Below are 18,904 nucleotides of genomic sequence, written 5' to 3'. Positions count from 1 at the left end.
GGCTAGGGGTGTGCGGGCCCAATTCGGGGGAACCGGCGGAGGGTTGACCTACCCCGCTTCAGACGATCGAACCGTGGACAAAACACCACCGCCAGCTCTCGCCCGGTTCGAAGCTGCGCATGACCGGATGCCCGGTCTCCTCGTGGTGCGCGGTGGCGTGCCGGTACGGGGAGGAGTCGCAGCAGGCCACGTACCCGCACTGGAGACACATGCGCAACTGCACGGGATGACTCCCCAGCGCCTCACATTCCGGGCAGGTCGGCGCATGCGGGACAGGCTCGGGGCGCGGCAGTTCGGCAACGTGGGTGCACTCGCTCATGATGGCCAGCGTACGGGCGGGCGACGAGTGGGGATGGGATCGGCATGGAGGTATTGCCGCTGGTGGCGCTGGTGGCGGGGAGCGCCGCCGTGGCGGGGCTGGCGCGGCGGACGCCGGTGCCCGCGCCGCTGCTGCTGGTCGCCGTCGGACTGATCGCGGCGTACGTGCCGGGGCTGCCCTCGTACGCCCTCGACCCGCACATCGTGCTGCCGCTGCTGCTCCCGCCGCTGCTGCACACGGCCGCCGTGGACAGCTCGTACCTGGACCTGCGGGCCAACGCCCGGCCGATCGCGCTGCTGTCGGTGGGGTACGTGCTCTTCGCGACGCTGGCCGTCGGGTGGGTGGCGTACATGGTGGTGCCGGGGCTGACGCCGCCGGTGGCGCTGGTGCTGGGCGCCGTGATCGCCCCGCCGGACGCGGTCGCGGCGACGGCGATCGCCCGCAAGCTCGGGCTGCCGAACCGGATCACGACGATCCTGCAGGGCGAGTCCCTGGTGAACGACGCCACGGCCATCACCGCCTACAAGGTGGCCCTGGCCGCCGCGGTGGGGACCGGCGCGGGCTGGGCGGGCGGGATCGCGGAGTTCCTGCTGGCCTCGGTGGGCGGGATCGGGGTGGGTCTGCTGCTGATGGTGCCGATCCACCAGCTGCGCAAGCGCCTGACGGAGCCGCTGCTCCAGAACACCCTGTCGCTGCTGATCCCCTTCGTGGCGTACGCGGCGGCCGAACGGGTGCACGCCTCGGGGGTGCTGGCCGTGGTGGTGGTCGCGCTGTACCTGGGGCACCGCAACTGGCAGGTGGACTTCGCGACCCGGCTCCAGGAGGAGGCGGTGTGGAAGGTCGTCGCCTTCGTGCTGGAGTCGGTGGTCTTCGCGCTGATCGGGCTCCAGCTGCCGGTGGTCCTCACGGGGCTGGGCGAGTACGAGGGCCTCGCCGCGGCGGGGTACGCGCTGGTGGTGTTCCTCGCGGTGGTCGCGGCCCGGTACCTGTGGGTGTTCCCGGCGACCTTCGTGCCGCGGTGGGTCTCGGAGCGGATCCGGCTGCGGGAGCCGGACACCGACTGGAAGGCCCCGGTGATCGTGGGGTGGGCCGGCATGCGCGGGGTGGTCTCGCTGGCCATCGCCTTCTCGGTGCCGATGAGCGTGCCGCACCGCAACCTCATCCTCTTCCTCACCTTCACGACGGTCATCGGGACCCTGGTCGTGCAGGGGCTGACCCTGCCGCCGCTGATCCGGGCGCTGAAGCTGCCGGTGAAGGACCAGCAGGCGGAGACGCTCGCGGAGGCGCAGGCGCAGAGCGAGGCCTCGCGGGCGGCGGAGGACCGGCTGACGGAACTGCTGGAGTCCCCGGCGAACAGCTCGCTGCCGCCGCCGCTGGTGGACCGGCTGCGCACGGTCCTGGAGCGGCGGCGCAACGCGGTGTGGGAGCGGCTGGGGGAGGTCAACCCGCTGACGGGGGAGTCGGCGGACGACGTCTACCGGCGGCTCGCCCGGGAGATGATCGCGGCCGAGCGGGAGGTGTTCGTGTCCCTGCGCGACCGGCGCCGGATCGACGACGAGATGCTGCGGGGGCTGCTGCGCAGGCTGGACCTGGAGGAGGCGGCCGCCTACCGGGAGGAGACGTAGGCGGCGCCACGCCCGGGGGCGGGTTACGGGCGGCCCGTGACGACCGCCGCGAGGGCGGTGCCGCGGGGGAAGGTGCCCGCTTCGGCCAGGGCGGTCAGGGCCCAGAGCAGCTTCGCCACGTAGACGCGTTCCACCGGGAGGCCGTGGCGGGCGGTGAAGTCGTCGGCGAAGGCGTCCAGGGCCGCCGGGACGCGGGCGTAGCCGCCGTGGTCGAAGCCCTCGGCCAGGGTCCAGTCGCCGGCCGGGCCGCCGAAGGCCGCCGCCTGGAGGGAACGTATCTCCGGGGCGAGGAACCCGCCGGCCAGGACCGGTACGCCCAGCGCCCGCTGGCCGGGGGCCAGGCCGGCCGCGAGACCGGCCAGGGTGCCCCCGGTACCGCAGGCCACCGCCGCCACGTCGCAGGTTCCGCGCAGCTCGCGGCCGAGCTCCGCGCAGCCCTGGAGGGCCGCGGCGTTGCTGCCGCCCTCGGGGATCACGTGGGCGGCGGCCGCCCCGGCCGCCTCCAGCAGGCGGGCCAGGGTCGCGGGCTCGGCCTTGCGGCGGTAGTCGGCGCGGGTCGCGAAGTGCAGCCGCATGCCGTCCGCCGCGCAGCGGACGAGGGAGTCGTTGAGGGGCCGCCCGGCCAGCTCGTGGCCGCGGACGATGCCGACCGTGCCGAGGCCGAGCAGCCGGCCGGCCGCGGCGGTGGCCCGCAGGTGGTTGGAGTAGGCGCCGCCGAAGGTGACGAGCCGGTCCTGGCCCGCCGCCAGGGCGGCCCGGAGGTTGGGCGCGAGCTTGCGCCACTTGTTGCCGGGCAGCTCCGGGTGCACGAGGTCGTCCCGCTTCAGCAGCAGCCGTACGCCGTGGCGCTCGAACCGCTCGTCGCGGACCTCCTGCAACGGGGACGGCGGGCGCGGCCCGAGCAGCGGGGCGGGGTTCACGGGACGGTTCACCCGTCCATTGTGGGGTCCGTCGCCGGACTGCCCGCCGGGCACCGGCGGGCAGTGCGGTGCGCTCACTTGAGGCGTTCGGCCACGCGGTTGCGCATCGAGTCCATCGTGAAGCCCTTGGGGTCGATCTTTCCGGGCTGCCATTCGAGGTGGCCGATGACCGAGCGCGAGCCCCAGGCGTGGACCCGGCAGACGGCGGCGGCCGCCCGGGCGATGGCGTCGAGCTGGACGGCCGGCCAGGGGTCCTCGCCGTCGCCGAGGTTCACGCACTCGAAGCCGTAGAAGTGGCGGTTGCCGTCGGTGTCGGCGTGGTGGTCCGGGGGGAGGCGCCGTTCGGCGACCACGGCCGCCAGGACGTCGGCGTCACCGGCGCCGGCGTGGTTGGCGCGGCCGTACCCGACGAGGTGGACGCGGCCGTCCTTGGTGATGACGCCGTGGCAGAGCGGGCCGGGCAGGGCGGAGTCCCCGTCGCGGCAGAGCTCCACGCTGTAGGCGGTGCCCTGGGTGACGGTGTGGTGGATCATCACTCCGTTCACCGGCCCCCAGGGGCCCTTGTGGTTGCGGTTGTGGGTGCGCCAGTTGCCGACCTCGACGACGGTGAGGCCTTCGGCGCGCAAGGCGGCGAGGAACCGGTCAGCGGACATGGGTGCGGACATGGCCGCCTCCTTCTTGCGGTGCGTGCCGGACACCCTGCGTGTCCGGACCGTTACGTACCGGTGTAGTGGAGGCAGCCGTTCCGCCGCTAGGGCCTTCGTACGGTGTGCGAGCGAATCCGGCCAGTGGGCGCGGGTTCAGGCCGAGGCGAGCCAGAGGTCCGGTCCGAACACCTCGTAGTGGACGTCGGCGGCCGGGACGCCCTTGGCGATCAGCTGTGCGCGCACCGACCGCATGAAGGGGAGGGGGCCGCAGAGGTAGGCCAGGGTGCCCGGGGCGAGGGGGACGGACTCCAGGTCGAGCAGGCCGGTGGCGTCGCCCGGCTCGGCGTCGGCCTCGTACCAGAAGCGGGCCGAGGCGTCGGGGAGCTTGTGGGTCAGGGCCCGGTGGTCCGCGCGCAGCGCGTGGTCGGCCGGGGTGCGGTCGGCGTGCAGCACGGTGACCGGCGCGGTGTGCCCGGTGGCGGCGAGGTGTTCGAGCATCGACAGCATCGGGGTGCAGCCGATCCCCGCCGAGGCCAGCAGCACCGGGGCGGCGGAGTCCCGCAGCACCAGGTCGCCGTACGGGGCCGAGACGCGCAGGGTGTCGCCGGTGCGGACGGTGGCGTGCAGGTGGCCGGAGACCTCCCCGTCGGGACCCCCGCCGGCGGCCGGGCCGTGCACCCGCTTGACGGTGATCGAGCGGACCGGGGAGCCGGGGGCGCTGGAGAGGCTGTACTGGCGGATCTGGCGGGCGCCGTCGGGGAGTTCGACCTGGACGGAGACGTACTGGCCGGGCCTGAAGGCGGGCGCGGGCGCCCCGTCGGCGGGGATCAGGTGGAAGGTGGTGCAGTCCGCCGTCTCCTCGACGCGGGCGGCCACGGTCCACTCCCGCCAGACGTCGCCGGCGGTGACCCGCTGCTCGGCGTAGAGGCGCTCCTCCAGGGCGATGAGGGCGTTCGCCATCAGCCAGTAGACCTCGTCCCACGCCTCGGCGACCTCGGGGGTGACGGCGTCGCCGAGCACCTCGGCGATGGCCTCGAAGAGGTGGCGGTGGACGACCGGGTACTGCTCGCGGGTGACGCCGAGGGAGGCGTGCTTGTGCGCGATGCGGCTCAGCATGACGTCGGGGCGGGTGTCCGGGTGGGCCACGAGGTGGGTGGCGAAGGCCGCGACCGAGCCGGCGAGGGCCTGCTTCTGGAGCCCGGCGTTCTGGTTGCCGCGGTTGAACAGGTCCCGGAGCAGGGCCGGGTGGGCGGCGAAGAGCTTCTCGTAGAAGAGCTCCGCGATGTCGCCGATGGCGGCCCCGACGGCGGGCAGGGTGGCGCGTACGGTCGCGGTCGACTTCTCGGACAGCATGCGGAACTCCTCGTTTAATTGGTATCTGAGATGCGTATTTTTGGCCGCCGGAGGGCGCCGTCGAGATGCGTACGTTCGTTCGGAAGGCTTCCCCCGGTCAGCCTAGGCGGGCACGGCGGCGCAGCTAATCGGCCATCCGGCCCTGGAATCCGGGACTTTCGGCCCGGCCTGCGGATCCGCCCGAGATGCCCAGCAGCAACGGTCCCGTCGGGGCCGCCACCAGCTCGTTCACCGTGAGCGGGTCCAGTGCGGCGAAGAACGCCTCCTGCGCCCGGCGCAGCGCGCCGCGCAGGACGCACGCCCCGCGCAGCGGGCACGGCGTCGCGCCGTCGCAGTCCACGACGTCACCCGCGCCCTCCAGCTCGCGCACCAGCGCGCCGACCCGGGCGGCCCGGCCGGCGGCGGTCAGGGCGAGCCCGCCGCCCCGGCCCCGGCGCGCCTCGACGAGCCCGAGATGCTGCAGGCGGGCGACCACCTTGGCCGTGTGGGTGTACGGGACCTCCATGGTCGCCGCCACCTCGCGGGTGGTGGGGAGCTCCGTGTCCTCGACGGCCAGGCGCATCAGGACGCGCAGCGCCAGGTCCGTGAATCGGGTCAGCCGCATGACGGCAGCGTAGAAAACTTGCATCGCAGATACAAGTTATGGGGACCGGATCCGGCGCGATGGCCGGAACCGGCGGGAGCGGCGCGGCGGCCGCGCCCCGACGTTGAACTCCGTAGGTTGCCCAGACCCACACGGAGTAGTCCCACCCTTTTGTGTAATGGTCCCACCACGATGCGTGCTGGAAGTGTTCCGTTCCGCAGACCCATGGAGTGATCGAAAGGGAAAGACATGTCGGTCCAGGCAGGTTCCGAATCCGAAGCCCAGACACCGCAGCGCAGTCTCGGCACTTCGGCCGCGCGGAACTTGGCAACCACGACCAAGTCCGCGCCGCAGATGCAGGAGATCACCTCCCGGTGGCTGCTGAAGATGCTCCCGTGGGTCTCGGTGCAGGGCGGCACCTACCGCGTCAACCGCCGGCTGAGCTACTCGGTCGGCAACGGCATCGTCGAGTTCATCAAGACCGGCACCCAGGTCCAGGTCATCCCCGCCGAGCTCGGCGAGCTGCCGGTCCTGCGCGACTACGACGACGAGGACGCCCTCACCGAGCTCGCCGCCCGCTGCCGCCAGGTCGACTTCGAGGCCGGCCAGGAACTGACCTCCTTCGGCAGCCCCGCCGACCAGGTCTTCCTGCTCGCCCACGGCCGCATCGACCAGATCGGCCCCGGCCCCTACGGCGAGGACGCCGTCCTGCGCACCGTCGCCGACGGCGCCTTCTTCGGCGAGGGCGCCCTCACCGACGCGGAGGCGATCTGGGAGTACACCGCCCGCGCCGCCACCTCCGGCACCGCGCTCGTCCTGACCCGGCAGGACTTCCAGCTCCTCGCCGACCGCGTCGACTCGCTGCGCGCGCACCTGGACGAGGTGCGGGCCATGCCCGCCCAGCGCACCAACAAGTACGGCGAGGCCGCGATCGACCTCTCCGCCGGCCACCAGGGCGAAGCCGTCCTGCCCGGCACGTTCGTCGACTACGAGGCACGGCCGCGCGAGTACGAACTGTCCATTGCACAAACGGTCCTGCGCGTGCACACCCGCGTCGCCGACCTGTACAACCAGCCGATGAACCAGACCGAGCAGCAGTTGCGGCTCACGGTCGAGGCGCTGCGCGAGCGCCAGGAGCACGAGATGCTCAACAACCGCGACTTCGGCCTGCTCCACAACGCCGACTACGACCAGCGCATCCAGCCCCACGACGGCGCGCCCACCCCGGACGACTTCGACGCGCTCCTCGCCATGCGCCGGGGCTCCAAGCTGTTCCTCGCGCACCCCAAGGCCATCGCCGCCTTCGGCCGCGAGTGCAACAAGCGCGGCATCTACCCCGAGTCCGTGGACGTCGGCGGCCACCGGGTGCCGGCCTGGCGCGGGGTGCCGATCTTCCCGTCCAACAAGATCCCGGTCAGCGACGCCCGTACGACCTCCATCCTGTGCATGCGCACCGGCGAGGACGAGCAGGGCGTGATCGGCCTGCACCAGCCCGGCATCCCGGACGAGATCGAGCCGAGCCTGTCGGTGCGCTTCATGGGCATCAGCGAGCAGGCGATCATCTCCTACCTGGTCACCGCCTACTTCTCCGCCGCGGTGCTGGTTCCGGACGCCCTCGGCGTCCTGGAGAACGTCGAGATCGGCCGCTGGCGCTGATGACCGCGAACGCCCTCGCCGCGGGGGAGGGGCAGGAGGCGGCGGCCCTGCTGGAGCGCACCAGGCGGACGGTCGACCCGGAGCTGCGCCGGACCGTCGAGAGCCTGCCCGGCTCCATGCGGCGGGTGGCGATGTACCACTTCGGCTGGCAGGACGAGGACGGCCGCCCGGCGGCGGGCAGCGCGGGCAAGGCCATCCGGCCCGCGCTCGTCCTGGCCTCCGCGCAGGCCCTGGGCGGTCCGCGGGCCGGCGACCCGCAGGCGCGCGCCGCCGTGCGGGCGGCGGTGGCCGTGGAGCTGGCGCACAACTTCACGCTGCTGCACGACGACGTCATCGACAACGACACCCGTCGGCGCGGCCGGCCCACCGCCTGGACCGTCTTCGGCACGGCCGACGCCATCATCACCGGCGACGCCATGATGGCGCTCGCGCTGCGGCTGTTCGCCGAGGAACCGCATCCGGCCGCCGCGGCGGCCGCGGCCCGGCTCACGGCCTGCGTGATCGAGCTGTGCGCGGGCCAGCAGGCGGACTGCGCCTTCGAACGGCGGCCGGACGTCTCGCTGGACGAGTGCCTGACCATGGCGACCGCCAAGACCGGGGCCCTGCTGGGCTGCGCCTGCGCCCTGGGCGCGCTGTACGCGGGTGCCGGGCCGGAGGAGGTCGACGCCATGGACGCCTTCGGCCGGGAGGCCGGGCTGGCGTTCCAGCTGATCGACGACCTGATCGGCATCTGGGGCGATCCGGGCCACACCGGCAAGCCCGCGGGGGCCGACCTGATCGCCCGCAAGAAGTCCCTCCCGGTCGTGGCCGCCCTCACCTCGGGCACCGGGGCCGGACGCGAGCTGGCCGCCCTGTACGCGGGCCCGATGGAGGAGGACGACGTACGCGCGGCGGCGCGGGCGGTGGAGCGGGCGGGCGGCCGCGACTGGGCGCAGGCCCATGCCGCCGACCGGATGGGGCGGGCGGTGCAGGAGCTGTCGCGGGCCGTCCCGGACCTGGCGGCGGCGGGCGGGCTGCTGGCGCTGGCGGAGTTCGTGACGCGCCGCACGAAGTGAGGGCGGGGAGACGGAGGTGCGCGGGCCGCAGGCCGCAGGCCCGTTCCGGTGCCGAGAGGCGCCGGAACGGGCCTTTCCGCTCGGGTGCCCCAACTCTAGGATCACTCAGGGTTGTTGAGACTTGAGTGAAGGGTGTGACCTGTGGTGCTGGAGATACGCCAGGCGGATCAGTCGGACCGGGACGCCGTCGCGCGGCTGCTGGACGTCGCCTTCCGCAGTGACCCGGTGAGCAGCTGGGTCTTCCCCGATCCGGAGCACCGGGCCGCCGTGCACGGCCGTTTCCTCGGAGTCTTCGTGGACGTGGCCCTGGCCGAGGGGCGGATCGACTACGCGGCCGACGGTTCGGCGGCGGCCCTGTGGCTGCGGATCCCGGCGGGCGAACCGGAGGGCGAGGACGAGATCCCGGCGAAGATGCGCGCGGTGGCCGATCCCGGCAACGAGCGGTGCGAGCTCGTCGGGCGGCTGACCGGGGAGGTCCACCCGACGGGCGAGGAGCACGAGTACCTGCTGATGATCGCGGTCGACCCGCGGCGGCAGGGCGAGGGGCTGGGGAGCGCTCTGATCGCACCGGTCCTGGAGCGCTGCGACCGGGAGGGGGTCCCGGCGTACCTGGAGGCGAGCAGCGAGCGCAGCATGCGCCTCTACGAGCGGCTCGGCTGGGAATTCACGGGCGCGGCGGTGCGGCTGCCGGACGGCCCGCTGATGTGGCCGATGTGGCGCAAGCCGCGGGGGTGAGGCCGGGCCCCCGGGCCGGGCGGGCCCGCCGCCCCCGCGACGGCCGGGCCGTCACCCCGTACGCCCTTCCGCGCGCCGCGCGGGAACCCGGCTGGGCGGCCTACCGTGGAGGCATGGCCGCAGAACAGCAGCACGCGCACGGGACGGTCGCCCCGCGGGCCGGGCACGCGCAGCACACGTGCCCGGCCTGCGGGAACGCCGTCGACACCGTCGTCCGGCGGCGCAAGTCGCTCGGCATCTTCGTACCCCAGTGGGGCCCGGGCCCTTGCCGGAACCCGGCCTGCCCCCGCCACGGCACCGGGTCGGCCTAGCCGCGCCCCGGCCCGGCCGCCCGGAACGGTACCGGGCGGCCGGGCGGGTACGGCCTAGCCCTTGGCGTCGAGGCCCGAGGCGACCAGGCCGTTGGCCCAGAGCTGGTTGACGCGCGAGCGCTCGGCGCTGTTCGGGTTCGGGTTGGTGCACGAGGTGCCCGGTCCGCCGCCCGACATGAGCTCGCTGCACGGACCCGAGTAGTGGTCCGGCAGGCCCAGCACGTGACCGGTCTCGTGGGCCGTCACGCGGGTGGAGTTGTACTGCTGGTTCTGGGCGTAGTCGAGGAAGATGTAGCCGCGGCCGTGGCCGTCCGTGCTCGCGTAGGAGCCGCGGGAGTCGTTGCCCTCGTAGTAGGAGAAGTTCCCGCCCGAGGACACCTCCTGGAGCTTCACGTTCGCCACCGAGCCGTTCCATATCTGCGTGGAACGGGCGATCACGCTGCGGAAGGTCGGCGCGTTGCGGGTGTTGTACGTGACGGTGACGGCCAGCAGGCCCGGGTGGGCGGCCCGCTGCTCGGCGACCGAGCGGCGCACGGCCTCGAAGAAGGCGCGGTTGGCGGCCTCGTTCTCCGCCGAACGCTCGTACGCGGCGTAGCTGGCCGGGTTGCCGGCCGGCGCGGGGGAGGCGCTCGCGGTGGGGACCACGCCGCCGAGGGCGGCGGCGAGGCCGAGGCCCAGGGTGGCGGACAGCGTGATCCTGCGGGAGTGGCGCATGTGGGGGGCTCCTACTCAGCCGGTGCGGTGGGGGGTGGATGGGTCGTCCGGTACCGGAGTCTGAGGGAGCGGAAGGCGCCGGGGGATGATGTCAGCGCCCGATAGCGCCGCCCTATCGGGAAGATTGCGACAGGGCAACTGGCGTGAGAATGGCGGGATTCGGGGGGCTATCGGTGGCTGGTGCGGTCCACCGGCCCCGCCCTACTCTCGGGTCATGGAGCTCGAGGTGAGGCACCTGCGCGCACTGTGCGCCATCGCGGACGCCGGCAGCCTGCACAAGGCGGCCCGGCAGCTCGGCGTGAGCCAGCCCTCACTGACGACCCAGTTGCGCCGGATCGAACGGGCCCTGGACGGCGAGCTGTTCCTGCGCGAACGCACCGGCTGCAGGCCGACCCCCTTCGGGCGCACGGTGCTCGGACGGGCCCGGCCGCTGCTGGCCGAGATGGCGGCGCTGGTCGCCGAGGCGCGGGCGGTCGCCCGCGGTCCCCGGCTGCGGATCGGCTCGACCGCGAGCCGGGCGCTGCCGGGATGGCTGCGGCGGCTGCACCGCCGCGCGCCGGAGACGGAGACCTCGCTGGTGGTCGACGTGTCGGCGAACGCGCTGCTGCGGATGGTGGCCGCCGGGCAGCTGGACGTGGCGTTCGTGCACGAGGTCGAGGGCTGCCCGCTGCGGGTCCCGGAGGGGCTGGAGCTGCGCGTGCTGATGGAGCGCGAGCCGCAGTTCGTGTCCATGTCCCGGGACCATCCGGCCGCCCGGTCGCCGGTGGTGGAGTTACGGGACCTGGCGCAGGACCGCTGGACGGTCGACCCCTCCGTCGACGGCGAATGGGACGGCCTGCGCCGGGTCTTCGCCGGGGCCGGGCTCGACCCGCCCGTCCTGCACGCCGACTACCACACCGCCACCTCGCTGATCGTCTCCGGCGAGGCGGTCGCCCCCTGCCAGCCCACCTCCGGCCCCCGTGACGACATGGCCATCCGGCCGCTGTCCGGGGACCCGCTCGCGGTGCGGCTGCTGCTCGCGACGCGGCCGGGCGCGCACGCCGAGGCGTACGAGGACCTCCGCGACGCCTACCGGGAAGCCGCCCTGAGCACCCCGCCCTACCGGGCCTGGCTGCGCCACCACGCGAGCCCGCTGCTGGTGGCCTAGCCCCCTCCCGCGTTCCCCTCCGGCGCCCGCCGTCGCCCCGCTCGGCCCCGGAGCACCGGCCCGCCCCGGCCGGTGCCCGGGCGTGCCGCGCCGCTTGACTTCCGTCTGCCGCGATATATCGTGTTCTGAAGAAGACGCGATATGTTGCGTCCACGAGGAGGAGCAGCACCATGGCAGAGCAGATGACGTGGTCCGTCGCCGCACCGCAGAAGCTGGTCTTCGAGGAGCCGGTGACCGACCTGCGCGTCCGGGTCGTCGGCGGCACCGTGAACGTGGTGGCCGCGGCCGACGGGGGGCCGGCCCGCCTGGAGGTGTCCGAGGTCGACGGGCCGCCGCTGCACGTGGTGCAGGAGGGGGGCGTGCTCACCCTGTCGTACGAGGACCTGCCCTGGAACGGCACCCAGGGGCTGAAGGAATGGTTCGAGAGCAAGCCGTGGAAGGCCTGGTCGGGCTCGTCCGAGGGGGGCCGCAAGGCCTGGGAGCGCAGCGTCACGGTGACGCTGACCGTCCCGGCCGCCACCCGGGTGCAGCTGGCCACCGTCAGTGCCGCCGCGTTCGTCTCCGGCATCTCGGGCCCCACCGACGTCAACGGCGTCTCCGGTGACGCGACCCTCGTACGGCTCTCCGGCCGGGTCAAGGCGCACACCGTCTCCGGCAGCGTCGAGGCGCAGTCCCTCACGGGTGAGCTCGGCTTCCACTCCGTCTCCGGCGGCCTGACGGTCGTCGACGGTTCGGGCGGCAGCGTACGGGCCGACTCGGTCAGCGGCGACATGCTCATCGACCTGGCCCCGGACCCGGCCGCCCCGAAGCCGGTGGACATCTTCCTCAACTCCGTCTCCGGTGAGGTCGCCATCCGGCTGCCCCACCCCGCCGACGCCAAGGTGGAGGCCAACACGGCCACCGGCGGCGTCTCCAACGCCTTCGAGGACCTGCGCGTCTCCGGCCAGCTCGGTGCCAAGCGGATCACCGGCACCCTCGGCACCGGCGCGGGCACCCTGCGGGCCACCACGGTCTCGGGGTCCATCGCCCTCCTGCGCCGCCCGCAGGCCGACGCCGACGCCCCCCTCCAGCTCGACAAGAAGGTGCTCTGACATGCCGCCCGTCTTCGCCCACGGCCGCCTCCGCCTCTACCTGCTCAAGCTGCTGGACGAGGCGCCCCGCCACGGCTACGAGGTGATCCGTCTGCTGGAGGAGCGCTTCCAGGGCCTCTACGCGCCCTCCGCGGGCACCGTGTACCCGCGGCTGGCGAAGCTGGAGGCGGAGGGACTCGTCACGTACGCCACCGAAGGCGGGCGCAAGGTGTACTCCATCACCGAGGCGGGGCGCGCCGAACTGGCCGACCGCGGTGGTGAACTGGCCGACCTGGAGCTGGAGATCCGCGACTCCGTCTCCGAACTGGCCGCCGAGATCCGCGACGACGTGCGCGGCGCCGCCGGCGACCTGCGCCGCGAGATGCGGGCGGCGGCCTCCGCGACGGCCACCCAGGTGGAGGACGAGTCCTGGAAGACCGCCAAGGAGGAGCTCCGCAAGGCGAAGCAGGAGTGGAAGGAGCAGGCGCGGCGGGCGAAGGACGAGAGCCGCCGGGCCCGCGAGGAGGCCCAGCAGGCCCGCCGACAGGCCAAGGAGGCCCAGGAGCGGGCCCGCGAGGAGGTCCAGCGGATCGCCGCCCAGCTCCAGGAACAGTTCGCGAAGTCGGGCGGCAGGCTGGGCAGTCTGGCCGGAGCCTGGCTCGGCGGAGCGGGCGCCGCGAACCCCGCACCGGCGCAGACGCCCGGTGCGCCCGGGCCCTCGGGTGCGGCCTGGGCCGAGGACCTGACGCCGGGCGCCGATCCGGCCCGGGACCTCGACCGGCTGCTGGACCGCTTCCGCGACGACGTGCGCGACGCGGCCCGCGATCACGGCGTGACCCCGGCCCAGCTGGCCGAGGCCCGCGCCCACCTGGCCGCGGCCGCCGCCCGCATCGAGGCCGGCCTGCGTCCGGGGGCGTAGGGCCGCCGCCCCGGGCCGGCCGGGCCGGCCGGGCCGGCCGGGATCGGACCGGGATCAGGCGGCCAGGGCCGCTTCGGCCGAGGCGCGGGTGACCCCGTGGTCCGTGAGGGCCTCGGACACCGCGCCCGGCCGGGACAGCAGGGCCAGGAGCAGGTGCAGGGTGGCGATGTGGCCGTCCTTGCGGTCCAGGGCGATGCGCAGGGACTGCTCCAGGACCTTCTTGGCGCCTTCCGTGAGGCGGACGCGGTGCCCCGCGCCGGTGTCCGGCTCCGGGCGGCCCAGGGCCGAGCGGAGCGAGGTGCCCAGGGTCCGGCGGCGCGGGGCCGGGGCCGCGAGGGCGCCCGCCCCGTGGGTCCCCTCGACGCGGGCGACGATCTCTTCGAGGTCGATGCCGAGTCCGGCGAGCGCCTCCTGGTCGGCCCGGGACATGCCGCCCCGGCGCCGGGACTCGGCGAGCCGGGTCCGCAGGGCCCGGCGGTCCACGCCGAGGGGGTCCAGTGCCCCCCGGTCCACGAGGGCGAGCAGCAGGTGTTCCTCGGTGACCGCGGCGGCCCCGGCGCCACGGGCTTCGTCGACCGCGCCCGTCACCGCGTCCCGGGCGTCCCGGGTGAAGCGTTCGAACATCAGAGCCTCCCGTACTTCTTGTGCACGGCCTGCCGGCTGACGCCGAGTTCGGCCGCGATCTCCTGCCAGGACCAGCCCTGCGCGCGGGCACTGCGCACCTGTACCGCCTCCAGCTGCTCCAGCAGCCGCCGGAGGGCGGCGACGGAACGCAGGCCCACGCGCGGGTCCTGGTCCCCGGCCTGTGCGGCGAGATCCGTGGCTTCCGTCATGCCTGTCAATGTAGGTTGACACGGGAGGAGTGTCAACCCAAGTTGACGAACGTCCGGCGGGCTCAGACCGTCAGGACCACCTTCCCGAAGAGGTCTCCCGCCTCCACCTTCTCGAAGCCCTCGCGCGCCCGGTCCAGCGGCAGCACCTGGTCGATGACGGGGCGGACCCCGGTGGCCGCGCAGAAGGACAGCAGGTCCTCCAGCTCGTCCTTGGTGCCCATCGTGGAGCCGACCACCTTCAGCTCCAGGAAGAAGATGCGGGTCAGCTCCGCGTGCGCGGGCCGGTCCCCGCTGGTGGCGCCCGAGATCACCAGGGTCCCGCCCGGACGCAGGGACTTGACCGAGTGCGACCAGGTCGCCGCCCCCACCGTCTCGATGACCGCGTCCACCCGCTGCGGGAGCCGCGCGCCGGGCTCGTACGCCTCCAGGGCGCCCAGCTCCACGGCCCGCGCGCGCTTGGCGGCGTCCCGGCTGGTGGCGAAGACCCGCAGGCCGGCCGCCTTGCCGAGGACGATCGCGGCGGTGGCGACGCCGCCGCCCGCGCCCTGGACGAGCACCGAGTCGCCGGGGCGCACCCCGGCGTTGGTGAAGAGCATCCGGTAGGCCGTCAGCCAGGCCGTCGGCAGGCAGGCGGCCTCCTCGAAGGAGAGTCCGGCGGGCTTCGGCAGCACGTTCCACGCGGGGACGCTCACCTGCTCGGCGAAGGTGCCCTGGTAGCGCTCGGTCAGGATCGAGCGCGGCTCGTCCGGGCCGACCCCGTGGCCGCTCTGGCCGATCACGGAGTGCAGGACGACCTCGTTGCCGTCCTGGTCGGTCCCGGCGGCGTCGCAGCCGAGGATCATCGGGAGTTTTTCCTGGCCCAGGCCGACTCCCCGCAGGGACCACAGGTCGTGGTGGTTGAGGGAGGCGGCGCGGACGTTGACGGTCACCCAGCCGGGACGGGCCTCGGGCGCGGGGCGGTCGCCCAGCACGAGGCCGCTCAGCGGCTGGTCACGGTCGATACGGGCGGCGTAGGCAGCGAACATGGCGCCAGAGGCTACCGGTCGGTAGGGCTGCCTGGCCAGTGGCGGGAGATCGCCGCCACGCCGGAGCGGAAGCTCATGTTCGAGCCTCAACCGCACCCGGTAGCAGGCGATTTAGCGGCCCTATGCACCTAACCGGAACGCAGGAAGGGCCGCCGGAGGGGGGTAATATTCAAGCCATGCGGCACGCTCGGCATGAGCCTGTCATGCCGCTCCCCGTGGCGTGGCGACCCCTCCCGGTTCGGGGGCCGGGAGGGTGCGTCGTACGCGAAGAGGCCCGGCCGGAGGAATCCGGCCGGGCCTCACCCGTACAGCTCAGCGTGGCGCTCAGGCCAGGCGGGCCACCCCGTCGGCCTTCGCCGCGGCGGCGACCGCGGCCGTGACGGCCTCGGCGACGCGCTCGTCGAACGGCGAGGGGATCACGTAGTCGGCCGCGAGCTCGTCACCCACGACGCCGGCGATGGCGTCGGCGGCGGCGATCTTCATGCCCTCGGTGATCCGGGTCGCGCGCACCTTCAGGGCACCGGCGAAGATGCCGGGGAAGGCGAGCACGTTGTTGATCTGGTTCGGGAAGTCCGAACGGCCCGTGGCCACGACCGCCGCGTACTTGTGCGCGACGTCCGGGTGGACCTCCGGGTTCGGGTTGGCCATGGCGAAGACGAAGGCGTCCTTCGCCATCGAGGCCACCGCCTCCTCCGGGACCGTGCCGCCGGAGACGCCGATGAAGACGTCGGCGCCCGCGAGGGCCTCCTCCAGGGAGCCGTTGAGGGCCGACTTGTTGGTCAGGCCCGCGATCTCGGCCTTGACGTCCGTCAGGTCCGACCGGGAGGCCGAGACGACGCCCTTGCGGTCGGTGACGCACACGTCGCCGATGCCGGCGTCCACGAGGATCTTGGCGATGGCGATGCCCGCCGCGCCCGCGCCCGAGATGACGGCGCGCAGGTCGCCGAGGGTGCGACCCGTGAGCTTCGCGGCGTTGCGCAGGGCGGCCAGCGTCACGATGGCGGTGCCGTGCTGGTCGTCGTGGAAGATCGGGATGTCCAGCGCCTCCTGGAGGCGGCGCTCGATCTCGAAGCAGCGGGGCGCGGAGATGTCCTCCAGGTTGACCCCGCCGAAGGACGGGGCGAGGCGGATGACCGTCTCGATGATCTCGTCCGTGTCCTTGGTGGCGAGCGCGATCGGCACCGCGTCGACCCCACCGAACTGCTTGAAGAGAATCGCCTTGCCCTCCATCACGGGGAGGGAGGCCTCGGGACCGATGTCACCGAGTCCGAGCACGGCCGTACCGTCGGTGACGACGGCGACCACGTTGGACTTCCAGGTGTACTCGTTCACGAGCTCGGGCTGCTCGGCGATGGCGCTGCACACCTTCGCCACGCCGGGCGTGTACGCCAGGGACAGGTCGTCCTTGTCGTTGACCGGCACCGTGGCCTGAATGGCCATCTTGCCGCCCCGGTGCAGCGCGAACACCGCGTCGGGGTTGTTGTCCGTCGCACTGTCACTGCGAGGGTTGACGATCTCCGCTGCCACTTTGTGTGACCCCTTAAGTCCTTTGAATCGTTGAGGGTGGCCACTCCTGGTTAAGGGGTGGGCGGGCACCGCGTCCGTTCTTCGCCTCGGCGGTTGGCCCGCCTCCGCGAAGGGGAGGTTCGTACGCGCGGGCGCGCCGCACGCGCGCCCTGAGCCCCGGATGAGGGGTGTAAGGATCTGTTCTACCGGAAGAACGCACGCCCAGACGAGTCGATTCCCGCTCAACTGTAGGCCGACTGTCCGGTTTTTGGCTAAAAGTCCAAAGCCCCCTGTCCGATGGGTGAGACGCGCCGCAAATAGTGGCGGCAAAAGGGCTGGTCACGGCGGTTTGTGTCGCTCCGAGGGCCCTTGCCCGCAGTCCTGTTGGGTAGTCGGGGGCGCCCGTTATCTGATTTTGACCTGATGGGCAGCCTGAATGCGTCAGTCCGAATGGCAAGATGCCGTAATCACACAAGGTCGCGACACTCGATGGTGCGTGCCCGACCTCTCTCGGATGCTTTTCCACCCCTGTCGGAGGAACCAGCTCATGACCGCAAGCACCACCCGTCGTACGACCGCCGCCCGGCCCCGGATCGCCGCGGTCGGCGCGATCGCGGTCGCCGGCGCCCTGATCCTCACCGGCTGTGGCGACCAGACCGACAAGGGCTCCTCGACCCCCTCGGGCAAGACCGACAACAGCGCCCCGCTGTTCTCGAAGCTCCCGAAGAAGATCCAGGACGCCGGTGTCATCAAGGTCGGCTCCGACACGGCCTACGCACCGATGGAGTTCGTCGACGGCGGCAAGATCGTCGGTGTCGACCCCGACATCGCCGAGGCGCTCGGCAAGCAGCTCGGTGTGAAGCTCCAGTTCACCTCCGGCACCTTCGACGGCCTGATCACCTCGCTGGAGACCGGCCGCCAGGACGTCGCCATGTCGTCGATCACCGACAACAAGAAGCGCCAGGAGGGCCTGGACGACAAGGGCGCCAAGATCGGCAAGGGCGTCGACTTCGTCGACTACTTCTCCTCCGGCGTCTCCCTGCTGGTCAAGAAGGGCAACCCGCAGAACATCAAGACCCTCGACGACCTGTGCGGCAAGACGGTCGCCGTCCAGCGCGGCACCACGTACGAGGACACCTTCAAGGCGCAGGCCGAGAAGTGCGGGGACAAGAAGCTCACCATCGAGGCCTTCGACACGGACGCCGAGGCGCAGACCCGCGTCAAGGCCGGCGGCGCCGTGGCCGACCTGAACGACTACCCGGTCACCGCGTACACCGCGAAGACCTCGGGCGGCGGCAACGACTTCGAGGTCGCCGGCCAGCAGGCCGACGTCGGCCTCTTCGGCATCGCGGTCTCCAAGGACAACGCGCAGCTGCGCGACGCCCTCAAGGAAGCGCTCGACGCCATCATCAAGGACGGCTCCTACGCCAAGGTCCTGGAGAAGTGGAACGTCAAGGACAGCGCCGTGCCCTCCGCCACGGTCAACGCGGGCAAGTAACACCGAGCGCTCCACTGAAGGGCAGTCATTGTGACTGACAAGATCGACAAGGGTCCGGCCGACACTCCGCCGGCCGGGCCCGGCGCCTCGGGCACCACCCCCTACGAGGCCATCAAGGCAATTCCCGTACGCCACTACGGCCGCTGGATCAGCGGCGTGGTCGTGGCCGTACTGCTCGCGTGGCTCGTCTACGCCTTCTCCCAGGGCAAGATCATCTGGGCGACGGTCGGCGACAAGCTGTTCGACCCCTCGGTCCTCAGCGGCCTCGGCAACACCGTCGTCATCAGCGTCTCGTCGATGGCCCTGGGCCTCGTGCTCGGCATCCTCTTCGCCGTGATGCGCCTGTCGAAGAACCCGGTCACGAGCTTCGTGTCCTGGCTCTACATCTGGTTCTTCCGCGGGACCCCGGTCTACGTCCAGCTGCTGGTGTGGTTCAACCTGTCGCTGATCTTCCAGTACATCAACCTGGGGCCGATCTACAAGAACGAGACGGTCGACGTCCTCACGCCGTTCATGGTCGCCCTGCTGGGCCTCGGCCTGAACGAGGGCGCCTACATGGCGGAGATCGTCCGCTCCGGCATCCAGTCCGTCGACGAGGGCCAGAGCGAGGCCTCGCACGCGCTCGGCATGACCCGGATGCAGACGATGCGCCGCGTGGTGCTGCCGCAGGCGATGCGCGTGATCATCCCGCCGACCGGCAACGAGTTCATCAACATGCTGAAGACCTCCTCCCTGGTCTCGGCGGTGCAGTACCCCGAACTCCTGCGGGCCAGCTCCAACATCGGCACCACGGCCGGCGCCATCATGGAGATGCTCTTCGTGGCGTCCATCTGGTACCTGACCCTGACCAGCATCTTCAGCGTCGGTCAGTACTACCTGGAGCGCCGCTACGCCCGCGGTTCGCTGCGCAGCCTGCCGCCGACGCCGTTCGAGCGGCTCAAGGCCAACCTGAACATGTTCCGCCGTACGGAGGTGGCGAAGTGACCGC

20 protein-coding genes are annotated in these 18,904 nt (G+C 72.6%); 10 read left to right on the top strand and 10 right to left on the bottom strand.

The features are described 5' to 3' along the window. Nucleotides 1-58 precede the first annotated feature (58 nt). On the bottom strand, nt 59-319 hold the full coding sequence (locus ACGFXC_RS25635; RefSeq protein WP_393716492.1) for a UBP-type zinc finger domain-containing protein: 261 nt from the start codon (nt 317-319) through the stop codon (nt 59-61). A 44-nt stretch (nt 320-363) separates the two neighbouring features. Here ACGFXC_RS25635 and ACGFXC_RS25630 point away from each other — a divergent pair, with 44 nt between their 5' ends. Next, nucleotides 364-1,944: a Na+/H+ antiporter gene (locus ACGFXC_RS25630; RefSeq protein ID WP_393716490.1), complete on the top strand. Its 1,581-nt coding sequence runs from the start codon at nt 364-366 to the stop codon at nt 1,942-1,944. 23 nt (nt 1,945-1,967) lie between these two features. On the opposite strand, the gene ACGFXC_RS25625 is transcribed toward ACGFXC_RS25630, so the two are convergent. The 4 genes from ACGFXC_RS25625 to ACGFXC_RS25610 all read right to left on the bottom strand — a co-directional run bounded on the left by ACGFXC_RS25625 (nt 1,968) and on the right by ACGFXC_RS25610 (nt 5,468). Then, nucleotides 1,968-2,876 (bottom strand): 1-aminocyclopropane-1-carboxylate deaminase/D-cysteine desulfhydrase, encoded by a 909-nt coding sequence (locus ACGFXC_RS25625; protein WP_393716488.1) that lies wholly within the window; start codon nt 2,874-2,876, stop codon nt 1,968-1,970. A gap of 62 nt (nt 2,877-2,938) precedes the next feature. Then, nucleotides 2,939-3,529, bottom strand: a complete 591-nt coding sequence (locus tag ACGFXC_RS25620) for an N-acetylmuramoyl-L-alanine amidase (RefSeq protein WP_393716486.1) — start codon at nt 3,527-3,529, stop codon at nt 2,939-2,941. A gap of 135 nt (nt 3,530-3,664) precedes the next feature. After that, complete coding sequence (locus ACGFXC_RS25615; RefSeq protein WP_393716484.1) at nt 3,665-4,864, bottom strand: globin domain-containing protein; 1,200 nt, start codon at nt 4,862-4,864, stop codon at nt 3,665-3,667. Nucleotides 4,865-4,988: 124 nt separating this feature from the next. Next, nucleotides 4,989-5,468: an RrF2 family transcriptional regulator gene (locus ACGFXC_RS25610; RefSeq protein WP_393716482.1), complete on the bottom strand. Its 480-nt coding sequence runs from the start codon at nt 5,466-5,468 to the stop codon at nt 4,989-4,991. Between the two features lie 228 nt (nt 5,469-5,696). Between ACGFXC_RS25610 and ACGFXC_RS25605 the strand changes: the two genes are divergently transcribed. The 4 genes from ACGFXC_RS25605 to ACGFXC_RS25590 all read left to right on the top strand — a co-directional run bounded on the left by ACGFXC_RS25605 (nt 5,697) and on the right by ACGFXC_RS25590 (nt 9,204). Then, nucleotides 5,697-7,103, top strand: a complete 1,407-nt coding sequence (locus ACGFXC_RS25605) for a family 2B encapsulin nanocompartment shell protein (protein ID WP_393716481.1) — start codon at nt 5,697-5,699, stop codon at nt 7,101-7,103. Continuing rightward, the gene (locus tag ACGFXC_RS25600) at nt 7,103-8,158 is read left to right on the top strand and encodes a family 2 encapsulin nanocompartment cargo protein polyprenyl transferase (RefSeq protein ID WP_393716480.1); all 1,056 of its coding nucleotides are present in this window, start codon (nt 7,103-7,105) and stop codon (nt 8,156-8,158) included. Before ACGFXC_RS25605 ends, ACGFXC_RS25600 begins: the two co-directional genes overlap by 1 nt. A 141-nt stretch (nt 8,159-8,299) precedes the next feature. Next, a complete protein-coding gene (locus ACGFXC_RS25595) occupies nt 8,300-8,893 on the top strand; it encodes a GNAT family N-acetyltransferase (protein WP_393716478.1) in 594 nt (197 codons plus the stop codon). A 113-nt stretch (nt 8,894-9,006) separates the two neighbouring features. Next, complete coding sequence (locus ACGFXC_RS25590) at nt 9,007-9,204, top strand: hypothetical protein (protein ID WP_393716476.1); 198 nt, start codon at nt 9,007-9,009, stop codon at nt 9,202-9,204. A gap of 54 nt (nt 9,205-9,258) precedes the next feature. Here ACGFXC_RS25590 and snpA read toward each other — a convergent pair whose 3' ends face one another. Continuing rightward, nucleotides 9,259-9,918: a snapalysin gene (gene snpA, locus ACGFXC_RS25585; protein WP_393716474.1), complete on the bottom strand. Its 660-nt coding sequence runs from the start codon at nt 9,916-9,918 to the stop codon at nt 9,259-9,261. Nucleotides 9,919-10,132: 214 nt separating this feature from the next. Between snpA and ACGFXC_RS25580 the strand changes: the two genes are divergently transcribed. From ACGFXC_RS25580 to ACGFXC_RS25570, 3 genes are all read left to right on the top strand, one after another. Further along, a complete protein-coding gene (locus tag ACGFXC_RS25580; RefSeq protein WP_393716472.1) occupies nt 10,133-11,065 on the top strand; it encodes a LysR family transcriptional regulator in 933 nt (310 codons plus the stop codon). Nucleotides 11,066-11,235: 170 nt separating this feature from the next. After that, nucleotides 11,236-12,156 carry a DUF4097 domain-containing protein gene (locus ACGFXC_RS25575; RefSeq protein ID WP_393716470.1) on the top strand — a complete coding sequence of 307 codons (921 nt, stop codon included), beginning with the start codon at nt 11,236-11,238 and terminating at the stop codon, nt 12,154-12,156. 1 nt (nt 12,157) lies between these two features. Next, on the top strand, nt 12,158-13,054 hold the full coding sequence (locus ACGFXC_RS25570; RefSeq protein ID WP_393716468.1) for a helix-turn-helix transcriptional regulator: 897 nt from the start codon (nt 12,158-12,160) through the stop codon (nt 13,052-13,054). Between the two features lie 54 nt (nt 13,055-13,108). On the opposite strand, the gene ACGFXC_RS25565 is transcribed toward ACGFXC_RS25570, so the two are convergent. The 4 genes from ACGFXC_RS25565 to ACGFXC_RS25550 form a co-directional block, all read right to left on the bottom strand. After that, on the bottom strand, nt 13,109-13,678 hold the full coding sequence (locus ACGFXC_RS25565) for a Clp protease N-terminal domain-containing protein (RefSeq protein ID WP_393716466.1): 570 nt from the start codon (nt 13,676-13,678) through the stop codon (nt 13,109-13,111). Beyond that, nucleotides 13,678-13,887: a helix-turn-helix domain-containing protein gene (locus ACGFXC_RS25560; RefSeq protein WP_267012281.1), complete on the bottom strand. Its 210-nt coding sequence runs from the start codon at nt 13,885-13,887 to the stop codon at nt 13,678-13,680. Before ACGFXC_RS25560 ends, ACGFXC_RS25565 begins: the two co-directional genes overlap by 1 nt. 62 nt (nt 13,888-13,949) lie before the next feature. Then, nucleotides 13,950-14,912 carry a zinc-binding dehydrogenase gene (locus ACGFXC_RS25555; RefSeq protein ID WP_393716463.1) on the bottom strand — a complete coding sequence of 321 codons (963 nt, stop codon included), beginning with the start codon at nt 14,910-14,912 and terminating at the stop codon, nt 13,950-13,952. A gap of 324 nt (nt 14,913-15,236) precedes the next feature. Continuing rightward, the gene (locus ACGFXC_RS25550) at nt 15,237-16,439 is read right to left on the bottom strand and encodes an NADP-dependent malic enzyme (protein WP_393716461.1); all 1,203 of its coding nucleotides are present in this window, start codon (nt 16,437-16,439) and stop codon (nt 15,237-15,239) included. 526 nt (nt 16,440-16,965) lie between these two features. Between ACGFXC_RS25550 and ACGFXC_RS25545 the strand changes: the two genes are divergently transcribed. Together ACGFXC_RS25545 and ACGFXC_RS25540 are read left to right on the top strand one after the other, a co-directional pair. Beyond that, complete coding sequence (locus ACGFXC_RS25545; RefSeq protein ID WP_393716459.1) at nt 16,966-17,916, top strand: ABC transporter substrate-binding protein; 951 nt, start codon at nt 16,966-16,968, stop codon at nt 17,914-17,916. A gap of 30 nt (nt 17,917-17,946) precedes the next feature. Further along, nucleotides 17,947-18,900: an amino acid ABC transporter permease gene (locus ACGFXC_RS25540; protein WP_393716458.1), complete on the top strand. Its 954-nt coding sequence runs from the start codon at nt 17,947-17,949 to the stop codon at nt 18,898-18,900. Nucleotides 18,901-18,904: the final 4 nt, after the last annotated feature.

The sequence above is a fragment of the Streptomyces sp. NPDC048507 genome, assembly GCF_043199995.1.
Lineage (GTDB): Bacteria > Actinomycetota > Actinomycetes > Streptomycetales > Streptomycetaceae > Streptomyces.
Note: the sequence above shows the minus strand (reverse complement) of the source record. Positions and strands in the feature narration are given on the sequence as shown.

Coding starts and splice junctions, on each gene's coding strand:
- ACGFXC_RS25635 (WP_393716492.1), bottom strand. CDS start 319: ATGAGCGAGTGCACCCACGTTGCCGAACTGCCGCGCCCCGAGCCTGTC.
- ACGFXC_RS25600 (WP_393716480.1), top strand. CDS start 7,103: ATGACCGCGAACGCCCTCGCCGCGGGGGAGGGGCAGGAGGCGGCGGCC.
- ACGFXC_RS25555 (WP_393716463.1), bottom strand. CDS start 14,912: ATGTTCGCTGCCTACGCCGCCCGTATCGACCGTGACCAGCCGCTGAGC.
- ACGFXC_RS25620 (WP_393716486.1), bottom strand. CDS start 3,529: ATGTCCGCACCCATGTCCGCTGACCGGTTCCTCGCCGCCTTGCGCGCC.
- ACGFXC_RS25605 (WP_393716481.1), top strand. CDS start 5,697: ATGTCGGTCCAGGCAGGTTCCGAATCCGAAGCCCAGACACCGCAGCGC.
- ACGFXC_RS25570 (WP_393716468.1), top strand. CDS start 12,158: ATGCCGCCCGTCTTCGCCCACGGCCGCCTCCGCCTCTACCTGCTCAAG.
- snpA (WP_393716474.1), bottom strand. CDS start 9,918: ATGCGCCACTCCCGCAGGATCACGCTGTCCGCCACCCTGGGCCTCGGC.
- ACGFXC_RS25580 (WP_393716472.1), top strand. CDS start 10,133: ATGGAGCTCGAGGTGAGGCACCTGCGCGCACTGTGCGCCATCGCGGAC.
- ACGFXC_RS25560 (WP_267012281.1), bottom strand. CDS start 13,887: ATGACGGAAGCCACGGATCTCGCCGCACAGGCCGGGGACCAGGACCCG.
- ACGFXC_RS25615 (WP_393716484.1), bottom strand. CDS start 4,864: ATGCTGTCCGAGAAGTCGACCGCGACCGTACGCGCCACCCTGCCCGCC.
- ACGFXC_RS25575 (WP_393716470.1), top strand. CDS start 11,236: ATGGCAGAGCAGATGACGTGGTCCGTCGCCGCACCGCAGAAGCTGGTC.
- ACGFXC_RS25590 (WP_393716476.1), top strand. CDS start 9,007: ATGGCCGCAGAACAGCAGCACGCGCACGGGACGGTCGCCCCGCGGGCC.
- ACGFXC_RS25545 (WP_393716459.1), top strand. CDS start 16,966: ATGACCGCAAGCACCACCCGTCGTACGACCGCCGCCCGGCCCCGGATC.
- ACGFXC_RS25565 (WP_393716466.1), bottom strand. CDS start 13,678: ATGTTCGAACGCTTCACCCGGGACGCCCGGGACGCGGTGACGGGCGCG.
- ACGFXC_RS25610 (WP_393716482.1), bottom strand. CDS start 5,468: ATGCGGCTGACCCGATTCACGGACCTGGCGCTGCGCGTCCTGATGCGC.
- ACGFXC_RS25630 (WP_393716490.1), top strand. CDS start 364: ATGGAGGTATTGCCGCTGGTGGCGCTGGTGGCGGGGAGCGCCGCCGTG.